A 15,064-nucleotide genomic window follows, 5' to 3' on the forward strand; every position below is an offset into this window, starting at 1 on the left:
ATTAACAAGGCCGCGGCCGCATTCACAATACAAGCCGATGTATTAACAAGGCCGCGGCCGCATTCACAATACAAGCCGATGTATTAACAAGGCCGCGGCCGCATTCACAATACAAGCCGATGTATTAACAAGGCCGCGGCCGCATTCACAATACAAGCCGATGTATTAACAAGGCCGCGGCCGCATTCACAATACAAGCCAACGCATTGGCATTGCACAGTATTGCCTTTCATGAATTCGCTATAAATTAATGAAATTCTGTACTTAGTTTTCTCACGGTACAACAAGACTTTGAAGCTTCTAGATTTCAGAGACTTGGAACTAGGAAGCGAAAAGAAGTGGCTTGGTCAATTATCATTTCGTAGTTTGATTGGGCGAATGTCGCGGATCTTGAGGGTTCTTTTGCCTGCGTTATCGTCGTCATCAATTGTTACCAGGGATTTCACGACCGTATGGTTTGCATTTCCACCAGTCACGGTGAGAACAAATGCTGAGTAACTGTTAGTGTTTGTGCCACAACCACTCCGGTCATGGAAGGTTTGATTCCATTCACCAATACGGACACCCTCGCCTCGTGGCTCATCACCACTTTGTTTAATTTCATTGAGGAGAGCTACTTTCAGTTGAGATAGCTTTGATTTTTTATCGGCAAGCATAAGTTTAAGAAACTTCTCGCGATTTACGTTGTCAAGGTTGCCGCCGTTGCTGCATTTATCTTCGTAGTTGGCAAAAGCTGAATTTGGGCTAGTCATCACCAGTGCTGGGATGTTGGCAGACTCAGAGGCGTGCCCACTTGTTGCCGCTAGTGCGAGAACACATAAAGTTAAAGTACAAAAATCAAAGCGCATTCAATTCTCCAAGCGTGAATTAGTGTGTCCAATCAAGATTAACTGCAACGGACACTAAAGGAGAGGGTTTGCTTGGTAGGCGTATGCAGCAAAGGGGTGACATGAGCAGTGATACCAAAGGTTACGAATATGCAAGAAACGAAACCCCTAACTGAAATCGTTATACTAACTGTGGGAGGCTGTTTATCTATCCAGCCAGATTCCATAGTTGTGTTTTTTATAGCTTGTTGCACTATGTCTTTCTTCAAAACCCCGCTGATTGGTTTAAAAGCTGACTCATTTCGTCATCCATTAGACCTGGAAGCTACCAGAGCGCTCAAGCAGATACCAGGCATAGATATGTTGGTGCGAAATTGGCTCGGGCCAATGGCAGAGCAGGTTTTTTATGTGGAAAATATTGCCTCTAGCATTTTGGTGGGTGAAAAGCAACTACCCGATTTATACAAGCTATTGTTAGATGCCTGTAAAATCCTGGATATCGATCCTCCCCAGTTGTACGTTCGGCAACATCCGGCTCCTAACGCCTATACTTTTGCTGTGCGGGGTAAGCAGCCTTTTGTGGTGGTACACACTTCCCTGATTGATATCCTTACACCAGAGGAAATACAAGCAGTAATCGCCCACGAGTTAGGGCATCTCAAGTGTGACCATAGCGTTTACTTGACACCTGTAAATTTATTAATATTAGCTGCGGCGATTGTGCCCAATGTCGGAACCTTCGTGGCTCAAGCTATACAGGCGCAACTTTTGGAATGGGTACGTTGTGCTGAGTTTACCTGCGATCGCGCCGCATTACTAGCAACTCAAGACCCGAAAGTGGTTATGTCCGTGTTGATGAAGTTGGCTGGTGGTTCTCCCACCTTAGCGCCACAACTGAATCTCGATGCCTTTGTTGCCCAAGCTCGCGCTTACGATGATATTAGCAAGACAGAACTGGGTGAAATGGTCAAAGCTGCCCGTACAGCCCAATTAACCCATCCAGTGCCAGTACTGCGGGCGCGAGAAATTGACCGTTGGGCAAGCAGCACCGAATATCAAACTCTGTTGCACAGTCACGGACTAAAGTCTACTAATAATGAAGTTGCACCCAAAGGTGGATGGCGCAATTGGTAGAGCTTCTATTGACAACCGTTTTTTGGCTATATAAGCAGAAAAATTTTTAATAGATCGTGAGAAGCGATCGCCAAATAGCGATCGCTTCTCCTTTTGATCAAAAAACGCAAACTCTGATTACACTACATATCCCTTTTGTCAACTAGAAGCTTTTAAAGCTGCTTCTGCTTGGGAATGTAACAACAAACCGTATTCCAAGCCCTCTACCACTGCTTGATAGGAAGCCGCCAAAATATTGGTAGAAACCCCTACCGTCGTCCAGCGTTGACGACCATTGCCTGATTCTACCAACACACGAGTTTTCGCCGCAGTGCCCGTATGTCCGTTGAGAATTCGCACTTTGTAATCTGTCAAATCAAAGGTTGCAATCTGAGGATAAAAGTTCACCAAAGCCTTGCGTAAAGCTGCATCTAAAGCTGCAACAGGCCCGTTACCTTCCGCCGCCTCCAAAATATTTTTGCCGTCAACAGCGACTTTGACTGTAGCTAGGGCATTGCTAGTTTCTTTCCCCTCAATCAAGTCACAGTGGACTTGAAAACCTTTGACTTCAAAAAACTTTTGGCGCCCTCCCAAAGCTTCGTGCATCAACAGCACAAAACTCGCCTCTGCGGCTTCAAATTGAAATCCTTCACTCTCCAAATCTTTGAGGCGCTGGAGAATTTCTCTAGCCTCTGCCTTTTGTTGATCCAATTCAATCCCAAAACTGCGGGCTTTGGCTAAAACATTGCTCAGTCCAGACTGTTCCGAAATCACAATGCGGCGGCGATTCCCGACTTGTTCCGGCTGAATGTGTTCGTAAGTCAGGGGATTACGTTCCACTGCTGATACATGAATACCGCCCTTATGGGCAAAAGCCGAACGTCCCACAAAGGGAGCGTGTTCATCTGGCGCAAGGTTGACCACCTCACTCACAAAACGACTAGCTTCTGTAAGTTGTGTAAGCTGGTCTTCTGTGATACAACTGTAACCCGCCTTCAGTTGTAAATTGGGAATTAACGAACAGAGGTTAGCATTACCGCAACGTTCACCGTAACCATTAATTGTGCCCTGTACCATCTTTGCCCCTGCCATCACGGCAGCTATTGCGTTAGCAACTGCCATTTCCGAATCGTTGTGAGTATGAATTCCAATTTGGGGCATTGGGGATTGGGCATTGGGGATTGGGAATTGGGAAGAGTCTTTCCTAGTCCCCAATCCCCAGTCCCCAGTCCCCGATACCCAGTCCCCAGTCACCTTGACTACATCTTGCACAATTTGGCTAATTTCGTGGGGTAAAGTGCCGCCATTGGTATCACACAGGACTAGCCATTCCGCACCAGAGGCGATCGCAGCTTCTAATGTCTGTAAAGCATAATCTCGATTGTGCTTATAGCCATCAAACCAATGTTCGGCATCGTAGATAATCCGACGACCTTGAGAACGGAGGTACTCAATGGTATCGCGAATCATTGCCAAATTTTCTTCTAATGTCGTCTTGAGTCCTGTTGTCACATGTAAATCCCAAGACTTGCCAAAAATCGTTACCCAGCGAGTTCCCGCCGCCAAAATATCCTGTAGCATCGGTTCGGTGGCGGCAGTGGAGTTGGGGCGGCGAGTCGAACAAAAAGCAACAATTTCAGCTTGTTTGAGCGGATCTTCTTGAAGTTGCCAGAAAAATTGTACATCCTTGGGATTGGCACCAGGCCAACCGCCTTCAATAAAGGGAATTCCCAGTTGATCGAGTCTACGGGCAATGCGTAACTTATCTTCTATCGATACAGATAGCCCTTCGCGCTGAGTGCCATCCCGTAATGTAGTGTCATAGAGCCAAAGTTGAGGTGAAGAATTTGTGGTCATAAAACTGGGACCGACGAGACAACTTTCGAGGCAATGTGTCAATATACAACAAAAAGCCAGTTTGGCAATTTAAAAATGCCTAAAGTAATAGCTGAAGGTAAAACAATTGATTGCGAGCATGGAAGCAATCTCCGCACGATTTTGCTGCAAAATGGTATTAACCTCTACAATGACGGTGCTAGGGTAATAAACTGTCGGGGCATTGGCAGTTGTGGTACCTGCGCGGTTAAGGTAGAGGGCAAAGTCTCAGCAGCGAACTGGCGCGATCGAGCACGGCGTTCGCTTCCTCCCCATTCTCCTACAACAGACTTACGTTTAGCCTGTCAAACTCAAGTTTTAGGCGATGTGAAAGTGACAAAGTTTGATGGATTTTGGGGACAAGGTTCTCGAATAGTGTGGACACCAAAAGGTTAAAAAGGAGTTAAGACAAGATGGGTAGATGGACACCCTTAATTTTAATGGCTGGAGGTTTAGCCATTCTGCTTGGTACATTACTGGGCATCAACTTTCCGATGGGCGTACAAACTGCTAACGCTCCTAGTGACAAAAAATCAGAAGTCCTGCCAGCTAATATCAATGTTAATAGCAGCGCTGGCAGCAAAAATGAAGAAACTGCAACAGAAGGAAACGAAACAACTGAAACCAACCAAAACAGACGCTCTATTGTAGCTCCAAGACCTGACAACAGGAGTAACGTTGCTCAGAATTCTGGCGATGACTCAACATCACCTGCTGACACTACAACAGAGAATAATACAGATTCTTCAGGAACAAGCACACCATCTAGCGATACAAATCAAAGCAACGAACCAATTCGCGCCTTGTGGTAACGAGCAGATCCTTCTTCAGACCCGTCTTTAGTTACAAGTTATAAGTTATAAGTTATGAGTTATGAGTTATGAGTTATTAGTTATGTACTAATGATAAATGGCTAATGACAGATGACTAATGACTAATGACTAATGATTAGTGAGACTGTAATTATTGGTGGCGGCGTTATTGGTTTAGCGATCGCCATTGAACTAAAATTGCGCGGGACAAACGTCACCGTGCTTTGTCGTGACTTTCAGGCTGCCGCTACCCACGCCGCCGCCGGGATGTTGGCACCAGATGCAGAAAACATCGCTAATGAAGCAATGCGTTCTTTGTGTTGGCGATCGCGTGCCTTATATCCCGACTGGACGCGCAAATTAGAAGAACTGACCGGCTTAAATACTGGCTACCGTGCCTGTGGTATCCTTGCACCCGTGTTTGAAGAAGCAGGAGAGCAGGGGAGCAGCACTTCGGCTACGCTCAGTGACCAGGGAGCAGGGGAGCAGAGGAGCAGAGGGGAAAGTCTTTCCTCCTCATCTCCCTCATCCCCCTCTTACTGGTTAAACAAGGAGGCAATTCATCAATATCAGCCAGGATTGGGAGCCGAGGTAGTTGGTGGCTGGTGGTATCCTGAAGACGCCCAAGTTGATAATCAAGCTCTAGCTCACGTATTGCGGACGGCGGCTGAATCTATTGGTGTTGAACTCAAAGATGGTATTACGGTAGAAGGATTTTTACAGCAGCAAGGACAAGTGGTTGGCGTGCAAACCAATGCTGGAATAATTCGCGCCGCGCACTATGTTTTAGCTTCAGGTGCTTGGTCAAATGAATTGTTACCGCTACCCGTGCTACCCAGAAAAGGACAAATGCTGAGTGTGCGGATACCAGAAGTTTCGCAGGAATTGCCCTTGAAGCGGGTTTTGTTCGGACAGGATATTTACATCGTACCAAGACGCGATCGCCTGGTTATTGGCGCAACCAGTGAAGACGTTGGCTTTATGCCCAACAACACCCCAGAAGGTATTCAAAAATTACTACAAGCTGCCATCCGGCTGTATCCCCAATTAAAGCATTATCCCATCCAAGAATTTTGGTGGGGATTTCGCCCAACCACCCCTGATGAATTACCCATCCTGGGCACTAGCCACTGTCAAAATTTAACCTTTGCTACGGGTCATTACCGCAACGGAATTCTACTTGCGCCCGTAACCGCCGCTTTGATTGCCAATTTAATCTTAGAGCAAAAGTCTGACCCCCTACTTGCTGATTTTCACTATTCGCGTTTTCAGTCCAAGTCATCTACCTCCACCCCAATGCTGACTCACTCTGCCAATTTCTCTAACGGACATCACTCTGCTATATCTCCACTCCCCACGGATGCGATTAATCGCGTCTCTACCGATTCCCCATTGATTATCGCTGGCAAAACCTTCCAATCCCGCTTGATGACGGGAACTGGTAAGTATCGCAGCATTGAGGAAATGCAGCAAAGCGTCGCCGCCAGCGATTGCCAAATTGTCACCGTAGCAGTACGACGGGTACAAACCAAGGCTCCGGGACATGAAGGTTTAGCTGAAGCCTTGGATTGGACGAAAATCTGGATGTTACCCAATACCGCAGGTTGTCAAACTGCCGAAGAGGCGATTCGGGTGGCGCGTTTGGGGCGAGAAATGGCGAAATTGCTGGGGCAAGAAGATAATAACTTTATAAAGTTAGAAGTAATACCAGACCTTAAGTATTTACTCCCAGACCCAATTGGGACATTGCAAGCAGCAGAACAACTAGTTAAAGAAGGCTTTGCAGTATTACCCTATATCAATGCTGACCCGATGTTAGCCAAGCGCTTAGAAGAGGTAGGCTGTGCTACAGTCATGCCTTTGGCATCACCAATTGGTTCTGGACAAGGACTGAAAACAACTGCCAATATCCAAATAATCATCGAAAATGCAGGTGTGCCAGTGGTGGTAGATGCTGGTATTGGTTCACCTTCAGAAGCCGCTCAGGCAATGGAATTGGGAGCAGATGCCTTGTTAATTAATAGTGCGATCGCTCTTTCTCCAAAACCAGCAGCAATGGCTCGTGCGATGAATTTAGCAACAGTCGCCGGTCGTCTAGCATACCTTGCTGGCAGAATGCCTATTAAAGATTACGCCAGTCCTAGTTCACCTCTAACTGGGACGATTACTAGTTAGGCAATAGGGCATGGGGCATGGGGCATGGGGCATGGAGAATAAACAGACAAGACAGACAAACGGACAAGGTGACAAGGTGACTTGAGTCAGAACTTGCAACAAGTCTTTCCCTTGCCCTCAATTTTCCTTTCCTAATGCCCAATGCCCAATGCCCTATGCCCAATGACAAATGACAAATGACAAATGACAAATGTAACGATTTATCTAGCAGTTTAAGACCAGATTTAGCATTTATGTAACATTAAATTAACGATAAAGATAAAGGAATTCATTCATGCCCTATACCAATGAAGAAGGCGGTCTTCTGAATAATTTTGCCCGGGAACCAAAGGTTTATCAAGCAGAACCTCTCACGGAAGGGCAAAAGCGAACTTATATCATACTAGGAATTGCCGCTACAGCTTTGGTTGCCGGCTTGATTCTAGTCGCCTTCTTTGTTTCTAAGAGCAGTTGATCGTAAAACATTTTAAGAAAACTTCATCTTTTTTATAGTTTTTCAGGTTCCGATTTTAAGAGGGGCCTGCTTTTTTATTTTTTGTTAAAATCGAACTAGGAATGAAAGTATATAATTATACTTTATTGTTCCTACTATAATTGAAGGCTCAATATATCCACAGCAGCACAACATCTACTTATTAAAAATCATTTTTATTATGACTTTAGTCCACTTGAATGCACCCAGAAAGGTGATATGTACTATGTTTTGGCTTTTTAGCCGCTATGAGCGTGAATGATACTGCACACAACAATAATTCTACTTGGAATCGGCAAGTATACCACCGCCTGAAACTTGCCTTAAGTCTTGGCTTACGACGACAAATTCTTTTGGCAGTTTGTGATGATTTATACTTAAGAAATCAAGTAGCAGCCCGTTTGCATTCTACATTGGCTTATCCTGTTGGACAGGTGCTATATCAATCATCAAATGCTCAGGAAAATAGCACTCCAGCTTATCCGCGATTAGTCACGTTGCGTTTGAATTTAAACGATCCCAATCCCATAATTCAGATTAATCAATGGTTGACTAATTACCCACCGCCAATTGTTGAGGCATCAAAAGATACTCCGGGAAGACCTTTTCCAGTACCAGCATTTCAGATTGTCGGTGTGGAACATCTTACGAAGCAACCAGTTGCAACACAGCGTTTATTTTTGCACTATCTCCGCTTAAGCGAACAATATTTCTCTACACAAGAATCCAGCCGATTTCTAGAATCTAATTTGCTTTTGTGGATACCACGTCCTTGGTTAGCGGCTATTAAGCAATCAGCACCACAGTTTTGGCGTTGTCGTACTGGCGTATTTGTCTTTGCTGGAGAACCCACACCAGCAACTCAGAATTTGGCCTATCCAGAACGTTTTTCACGTTCAGGAAGCTTGGATTTAGGGAATATTGAGCAGTCGATTCTAGATGAATCAGCTAACCAAGCAGAACTCAGAACCGCAACCACCGAGTTCAAGTTTGATAATAATTCTGATTTCCCAGTAGAGATACAAGAAAATCGCGTACACAAAACTGAGGAAGTTCCATCATCAACAGCGGATTTATTGAAGGCTACGCCACAACAACAGGAATCTACAAATCGGTCTGGTAGCGGGAGTAATAATCAATCGCTGTCGTCTTTATCTTATATTAGCAATGAGTTAAAAGAGCTAGTAACAGCAACAATAAATACAAGTATTGCTCAAAATACAGAGGATTCTTTACAACCACAGCAGATTTTGTTGGAGATTGAAGAATTACACGAAAATCTTGCTTCAGAGGAGATACTGGCAGAGGCTTATCATCGCTTGGGTACTTTATATCGTCTTCGGATTGAGCAAGGAGAGGCAACTTTAGAAAACCTAATGGTGGCAATTATTGCCTATCAAGAGGCAATTAGCTATGACGAAAGCTCACCGCAACTCCCAGATATCTTGAATGATTTGGGTACACTCTACTGGATGCTATACCGCACACCACCCAATTCTGAAGAGGGACAAACTTATATAGAGCAGGCAATAGAATTTTATCAGTTGGCGTTAAAGATAATTTCGCCTCAGACACATTTGGAAACTTACGCTCGCGTACAAAATAATTTGGGGACAGCCTATGGTGATTTAGCTCGTTTCTCTCACCCATCGGAAAATTGGCAGCAAGCAATTTTGGCTTACAGTGAAGCACTCAGCTACCGTACAGCTGAAATGGATTCATTAAAGTATGCAGCTTGCCAAAATAATTTGGGTACTGCTTACTGGCATTTAGGGCAATACAACCAACCGATTGTGCATTTAAAGAAAGCGATCGCAGCTTACAATGAAGCACTTGCACACTACAACCCAAAAGAGGAACCGCTCAAGTATGGGATGATTCAAAACAATATCGGTACTGCGTTTTGGAATCTGGCACAATACGAACAACCTGCCCAAAATCTCCAGCTAGCCATAGATGTTTATAGCGAAGCTCTCAAGTATCGCACTCCAGCTAATGTTCCCAGTGCCTGCGCCGCTACACAAAATAATCTGGGTACTGCTTACTGGCATTTAGCAAACCTATCTGAAACTACTAAAGAGGCACGGCAAAAATATCTGCAACTATGTATCAGCGCTTACGAAGAAGCTATAGCTTTGGCTCACTCACTTAGCGGTACTTCTTTAAGTTTTGATTTGCTTGCCTCTCACAATAACCTGGGACTAGCACATTATCAGCTAGCAATAGATAAGTCTTTTAATGTTGACAAAGCAACACGCTCTCAACACTTAGAAGTAGCATTAGATAACCATTTGCAAGCCTTAAACGGATTAAGTAAACAACCAGAGGCTTATCAAACAACCTTTGCTTATGTGGTTAAAACTATTCGTGCTTTTCATAATGAGTTAGGGATACAGGGACAAAATCTAGCTTTATCTAAAGTTCCTAGCCAGTTGTTACCAGAGATTTTGTCAAAATTATGAATCCCATTGCTCTCCATAGTGCGGAGAATGTCAAAAAACTGTAACTTCATATCAACTTGACAATTTATTGGTAAGTCAAGTAAGGTAGCGATGTTTACGACGGGCTACGTCTACGTAATTGCCTACGTAATTACTAGACTTCTTGCATAAATCAAAAAAGAACCCTAATCCGCCTTTGACTTACCTTAAAGTCTCCACTCTTGCTGAGAGGTAGCGTGTTAGGGAGATTTTGCAATCGGTTTACTGTTTTACTAATTACAAACTAGTGAAATATATTTTCACTAGTCATAATTTTAACTTCATAAATATAAATTATTCATTAAATTATTTTGAAATACACATAAATATTTTATAAAAAATACAAGAAGACATTGGCGTATTTTCCGTAAATTTACTAAGGTAGACTGAATACCTACTTGAAAGAAGCTCCAGAATGAACGTTTAAACCTAGAATTATGAAACTAAGTTTTGTTTTCGCTACTGCTATATCTAGTTTTTTTGTGAGTTCGGCCACAGGATTTAGTTTCTCTGGTCAAGCACAAGCTCTAACTTTTTCTGGCATCTCTAGTGCGACATGGGGAAATCCAACTCCAGGAATCAATGATACTAATCCCATATATACAGGTGTGGGAAGTAACACATTTACCTGGGGTCAAGCTAATTTGCCGCCAGGACTTCCAAATAAACTAACCTCTAATGGAACTTCATTTTCTGCGGACATTAACTCTGTATTCAAAATAGCTGATTTAACTTACTTCAATGGTAAGGTACGCACTGATTCAAGCGTTGGATTTGTACCTTTAAATCTCAATCTATCTTTCAGCCCACCTGTGGGAACCAGCCAAGTTTTTGACTTTAACTTGCGTTTAGTAAATACACTTAATGACCCAAAAGATCGTGAGAATAGTGCAGACTTGGTATTTTTAGACACAAATTTGAGTAATCGCAGTTTCACCTTTGGAAGTAATAAATATACCCTTGAGTTAATCGGTTTTAATCTAGAAGGTCGCCAGATAAGTATTAAGGCTCTTGAAGAAGCTACAACTACAACAGCTATTTATGCCAAAATCAAAACTATACCCGAACCTGCGTCAGTGTTGGGTCTATCATTGCTAGGGATATACCTGATATCTCGTAAAAATCCTTGGAAAATAAATACAGGGAATAGAAAATAGGGAATAGATATATACTGAGTTTTATTCAAAAATTAAATAGGAGTGCTACATAACAATCCGATTTGATTTTTGAACTTATTTACGGGGACAGATAAGAGGCAACGCTCAAGAAGGTTCTTTCAATTGTATGGGGTTTTTTCACGCAATCAAAAATTTGGGCGATAAAAATATAGAGACGCGATTTGTCGCGTCTCTACAAGGGTTTAGCGTTTTTTGATATACGGGATGAATTGCGTCTTTATGCAGGGTTAGGTTGGGTTCGGCTTTGAAGTAGCTGGATAATTGCAGCTTTTTCTAAGATTCCAACTAGGACGCCATTCTCACGAATCACGGGAAGTACAGATAGTTTTTGTTGTTCGAGTAACTGCATGACTTCCAGCAGAGGTTGATCTGATTGGACTGTGGTAGATTCGGTAATTGGTCGCATGACTTCTTTAACTTGAGTTTCTGACCACAGTGCTGTAGAGATGGTTCTTAAATTATCAATTGCGATCGCACCTATTAATTGTCCATCATCATCAGTCACTAAGAACCGATGCCAGTTTTGCCCACTTATGACTCGCTCATCGGCAAACTCTCTTAAGGTAAGATTAGCAGATACAATCGGGCTGTCATGAGTTACAGCATCTTCGGCTGTCAAACCTGTAAGTTTTTCTTGGACTCTGGCAAATTGAGCCGAATTACCAGCATTTTGCAACAAGAAGAAGCCAATTAACAAGTTCCAGAAGTTACCGGAGTTGCCAAATAATAGTAGGGGAAGTACACCGGAAAGAATTGCTACCCAACCAAAGATTTGCCCGACTCGACTTGCAAAGGTGACACCTTTATAAGGATTACCTGTAATTTTCCAAACGATGGCTTTCAGTATATTTCCGCCATCTAAGGGCAAGCCAGGAATTAGATTAAACAGCGCTAATGCCAAGTTAACAGAAGCGAGAACACCAAGAATTGCAGCTAACGGCCCTGATGCAGCAGTCGTAACACCAATAGCTGTAACGATACCGCACAATAGTAAGCTTACCATTGGCCCGGCGATCGCTACCCAGAAAGCCTCACCTGGGGTTTTCGACTCTTTTTCTAAGCTAGCCAAACCGCCAAATATAAACAGCGTGATGGATTTGACATCAATTCCCTGGCGAATCGCAACAAAACTGTGGCCTAATTCATGGGCGACGACAGAGGCAAATAACATCAGCGCTGTCATCAATCCTAGTACCAAAGCTAATCCCGCAGACAATTGGGGAAATTGCGCCGCCAGTCCACTGCTATAACTCCAAGTTACTAAACCCAGAACTAAAAACCATGATGGATGGATATAGAAGGGAATTCCGAAGAGATTACCAACGCGAATTGTGCCATTCATGTCGTTCACCTTTGATTTCAGCTTCGAGAGGTTTGCTTTCATCCTTCTCGATGTATTTATTGTAACGAAAGGTTAAGAGATTTTAATCTTGATGGCGGTAGTGGTGTCCGTCGGTAAAGGTGCGGTTATTGGGAATATTGAGAGCATCCAAATTCAGGAAGCAGGAGAAACGTTGGATCGCGTCGATAGCACATTTCGATACATTTTTTTGTACGAATGCTGCTTTATACCCAGAACTTCTGTCTGAAATGGGGCGCTCAACAACCCTCCTAGTAATAAAAAGGACAGTCCACTGTACTCTCGCACGAGCCAAACATGAATAGTCCTCTTGCATAAATCAAAAATAAGAAAGAACCCCACCCCGCCAAAGCTACGCTTTGTCTCCCCTCCCGAAGAGCGGGGAGGGGTTGGGTTGGGGGTGGGGTGTTAGGGACTTTTGCAAGAGGTCTAATGAATAGTCCACCAGGCAGGATCGTTGAACTAGGCAACCCCAATCGTTAATAACTGAGCAATCAAGCAGAGGTTAAAGACAGTTTAAGTCGTATAAAAACGGATTTGTATCCAACGTGTGGGAACACGTTCAATTTCCGAATTTGTGGTCATGTCAGACTGCCTATTTTACGTTTAAACCCAATGTCCCCGTAGCATATAACATTGCTTTATTGACTAACTCAGCCCCCGCTTTTTCGGGCGAACCGACATCGAATGGAGGAGCTGGATCGTACTCCATTAATAGTTGAGCGATCTTGGCGGCTTCTTCACCACAAAGGACTTCAGCGATCGTTAGACCAAAATCAATGCCTGCCGTAACCCCCCCACCAGTTATGCGATTTCGGTCAATCACAACTCGCTCCGTTCCGACCTCAACGCCCAACGTTGCGAGTTGTTCGCGCATCATCCAGTGAGTCGCCGCTCGATAGCCTTGTAGTAGTCCTGCCTTCGCTAAAAACTCAGACCCGCCGCACACAGAGGTGATGAACTTTGCCGTGTTCCCCTGTTTGTGGAAAAACTCAAGCACTTCTGGATCGTTTACTACTGCACTCTGTCCTAAACCGCCGCCGACGCAGATTGCGTCTAAAGGTGGGCAATTTTCAAAGGTGGTATCGGGCAAAATCATCATTCCGTCATCGGTTTTGATCGGGTCTAAAGCTTTCCAGATGCGGTGGATCTGGACACTAGGAAGCGAATTAAAAACTGTCTGGGGCCCTACAATATCAAGTGCTGTCATGCCAGGATAAAGTACCAAGCCAATAATATGTTTTTGTGAGTAAGTCATGAATCAATCTCCTGATGAAAGTTGCTATGAAATCTATCCTTAAAGAATTGAAAGTTAAGGATTTAGTCTTGGTTGTGGTTAGGAAATACAATGCGAAATGTCCGATGAACTAGGGTTGTAGAAATAGAGAATAAAGAAAAGCCGATAAGTGGATGGAAGACTGCTAAAGGAAAAGAAGTCTTCAAGTGAATTGTGAGAAATTGTAGTCCCAACAACACTGGAATACTTGCAGTAAGGTTCTGGACTCTTGAAGGAAACGGCATCAGAAACACCCATATCAACAAAATTAGCGAGAGTCCGCTATATCCTCGCACGAGCCAGATATGTAGGTTCCACCAATCAGAGTTGTAAAAGTAAGCCAGTCCAACACTGAATACTTGGATTGCTAAACAGAGATTAAAAAACACTACTGCGATAAAAAAACTAATTTGAATCCAGCGCCCGGATATCTGTGTATCATCAATCCCAGGATTTAGAGTCATGGTTAAGTAATCCCAAAAAAAGCAAATAAATTAGTCATTGGTCATTAGTCATTGATAAAGAATTTTTTGGTACATACCTCGCAAGAGAGTGCCCAAAAAAACTAATGACAAATGACAAATGACTAAAGCTAAGATAAGTCTGGTTGCTATACTGCGCCTAGACCTCGAAAGGGTACAATTTGCCAATCATGATTGCCTTACAAACTCTGTTTCATGCAATTGCTCAAGCTAAAGATGAAGAGACATTGCGATCGCACATACGCACCGAAATGAGTGAATATTTTTCAGCTACACGATGTGGGCTGTTTTTCTTTGCTCAAATTCCTCTAGCTAACAGCAAGCTCCAAAAAGCAGTGGAAACCGCATTATCACCCCAACACAACCCAGTTGCACGCTACTTGCTAGAACATCATGCCCCTGTTCATGAAGCTTTAGTAGTAGAACCTAAGACGTGGAGGTTGATTTGTCCTCGTGCCGATCACTGGCACGTTATGGGAGGGCCAATTGTCAGCAATGGTCAGTTAGTAGGCGTGGTAGGTTTTACTCGTCAGCAAGGAATGCCTGCATTTGATTCACAAAATCTTACAGATTTGAGTGCGCTTTGTTTGCATCTTTCTACTTGGGTGGCAATGGCGCGGCAATATCCACTAATATTACAGACAGAGCGTTTAACGCCTCGTGAAATGCAAATTGCTGACTTGGTGGCTCAAGGACAAACCAATGCAGAAATTAGTGCTGAACTTTGGATTACTGAAAACTCTGTCAAGCAAGCCTTAAAAAGGATGTTTCGCAAACTTGAAGTTTCATCTCGAACTCAGATGGTTGCAAAGCTTTCCACAGTTTCAAAATAAATAACCTTTTATTGGCCTCATTAATCCTGGATTTCTCTGCTTATGTCACTGGAGAAAGGCAGGGGGCAGGAGGCAGGAGGTTTTAGAAAAGAATTTTCTCTGGAGGCAAAATGGCCTGAGAGCAACTAAATTTATTTATGAAAAATAAAAAAATATGTATTTTATTAACTGGATACAAGAA

The 15,064-nt window shown here is 43.5% G+C and carries 14 protein-coding genes; 8 read left to right on the top strand and 6 right to left on the bottom strand.

The genetic code is table 11. The annotated features are described in order from the left end of the window. Positions 1 to 347: 347 nt before the first annotated feature. Complete coding sequence (locus RMZ95_RS16215; protein ID WP_322684290.1) at positions 348 to 848, bottom strand: hypothetical protein; 501 nt, start codon at positions 846 to 848, stop codon at positions 348 to 350. A gap of 234 nt (positions 849 to 1,082) precedes the next feature. Here RMZ95_RS16215 and RMZ95_RS16220 point away from each other — a divergent pair, with 234 nt between their 5' ends. Beyond that, on the top strand, positions 1,083 to 1,961 hold the full coding sequence (locus RMZ95_RS16220) for a M48 family metallopeptidase (protein ID WP_322684322.1): 879 nt from the start codon (positions 1,083 to 1,085) through the stop codon (positions 1,959 to 1,961). A 138-nt stretch (positions 1,962 to 2,099) separates the two neighbouring features. Here the strand turns inward: RMZ95_RS16220 and cimA are convergent, their stop codons facing one another. Further along, positions 2,100 to 3,797 carry a citramalate synthase gene (gene cimA / locus RMZ95_RS16225; RefSeq protein ID WP_322684289.1) on the bottom strand — a complete coding sequence of 566 codons (1,698 nt, stop codon included), beginning with the start codon at positions 3,795 to 3,797 and terminating at the stop codon, positions 2,100 to 2,102. 75 nt (positions 3,798 to 3,872) lie between these two features. Between cimA and RMZ95_RS16230 the strand changes: the two genes are divergently transcribed. The 6 genes from RMZ95_RS16230 (at position 3,873) to RMZ95_RS16255 (ending at position 10,911) form a co-directional block, all read left to right on the top strand. Beyond that, entirely contained in the window at positions 3,873 to 4,211 is a 339-nt protein-coding gene (locus tag RMZ95_RS16230) for a 2Fe-2S iron-sulfur cluster-binding protein (protein WP_322684288.1), read from the top strand. Positions 4,212 to 4,228: 17 nt separating this feature from the next. After that, on the top strand, positions 4,229 to 4,627 hold the full coding sequence (locus tag RMZ95_RS16235) for a hypothetical protein (protein ID WP_322673556.1): 399 nt from the start codon (positions 4,229 to 4,231) through the stop codon (positions 4,625 to 4,627). 132 nt (positions 4,628 to 4,759) lie between these two features. After that, positions 4,760 to 6,802, top strand: coding sequence for a glycine oxidase ThiO (gene thiO / locus RMZ95_RS16240; RefSeq protein ID WP_322684287.1), 2,043 nt, complete (start codon positions 4,760 to 4,762; stop codon positions 6,800 to 6,802). A gap of 274 nt (positions 6,803 to 7,076) precedes the next feature. Continuing rightward, complete coding sequence (gene psb34, locus RMZ95_RS16245; protein WP_322673558.1) at positions 7,077 to 7,256, top strand: photosystem II assembly protein Psb34; 180 nt, start codon at positions 7,077 to 7,079, stop codon at positions 7,254 to 7,256. A 266-nt stretch (positions 7,257 to 7,522) separates the two neighbouring features. Continuing rightward, entirely contained in the window at positions 7,523 to 9,736 is a 2,214-nt protein-coding gene (locus tag RMZ95_RS16250; RefSeq protein ID WP_322684286.1) for a tetratricopeptide repeat protein, read from the top strand. A gap of 455 nt (positions 9,737 to 10,191) precedes the next feature. After that, positions 10,192 to 10,911: a choice-of-anchor K domain-containing protein gene (locus tag RMZ95_RS16255; RefSeq protein ID WP_322684285.1), complete on the top strand. Its 720-nt coding sequence runs from the start codon at positions 10,192 to 10,194 to the stop codon at positions 10,909 to 10,911. Between the two features lie 238 nt (positions 10,912 to 11,149). On the opposite strand, the gene RMZ95_RS16260 is transcribed toward RMZ95_RS16255, so the two are convergent. The 4 genes from RMZ95_RS16260 to RMZ95_RS16275 form a co-directional block, all read right to left on the bottom strand. Beyond that, positions 11,150 to 12,274, bottom strand: a complete 1,125-nt coding sequence (locus RMZ95_RS16260; RefSeq protein ID WP_322684321.1) for a site-2 protease family protein — start codon at positions 12,272 to 12,274, stop codon at positions 11,150 to 11,152. A gap of 82 nt (positions 12,275 to 12,356) precedes the next feature. Next, complete coding sequence (locus RMZ95_RS16265) at positions 12,357 to 12,587, bottom strand: hypothetical protein (RefSeq protein WP_322684284.1); 231 nt, start codon at positions 12,585 to 12,587, stop codon at positions 12,357 to 12,359. A gap of 300 nt (positions 12,588 to 12,887) precedes the next feature. Beyond that, the gene (locus tag RMZ95_RS16270) at positions 12,888 to 13,550 is read right to left on the bottom strand and encodes a DJ-1/PfpI family protein (RefSeq protein ID WP_322684283.1); all 663 of its coding nucleotides are present in this window, start codon (positions 13,548 to 13,550) and stop codon (positions 12,888 to 12,890) included. Positions 13,551 to 13,612: 62 nt separating this feature from the next. Continuing rightward, entirely contained in the window at positions 13,613 to 14,032 is a 420-nt protein-coding gene (locus tag RMZ95_RS16275) for a DUF6220 domain-containing protein (protein ID WP_322673562.1), read from the bottom strand. Positions 14,033 to 14,220: 188 nt separating this feature from the next. On the opposite strand from RMZ95_RS16275, the gene RMZ95_RS16280 reads away from it, so the two are divergent. Next, entirely contained in the window at positions 14,221 to 14,883 is a 663-nt protein-coding gene (locus tag RMZ95_RS16280) for a LuxR C-terminal-related transcriptional regulator (RefSeq protein ID WP_322673563.1), read from the top strand. The last annotated feature ends 181 nt before the right edge of the window (positions 14,884 to 15,064 follow it).

It is taken from the genome of Nostoc sp. DedQUE07, assembly GCF_034530975.2.
Lineage (GTDB): Bacteria > Cyanobacteriota > Cyanobacteriia > Cyanobacteriales > Nostocaceae > Nostoc.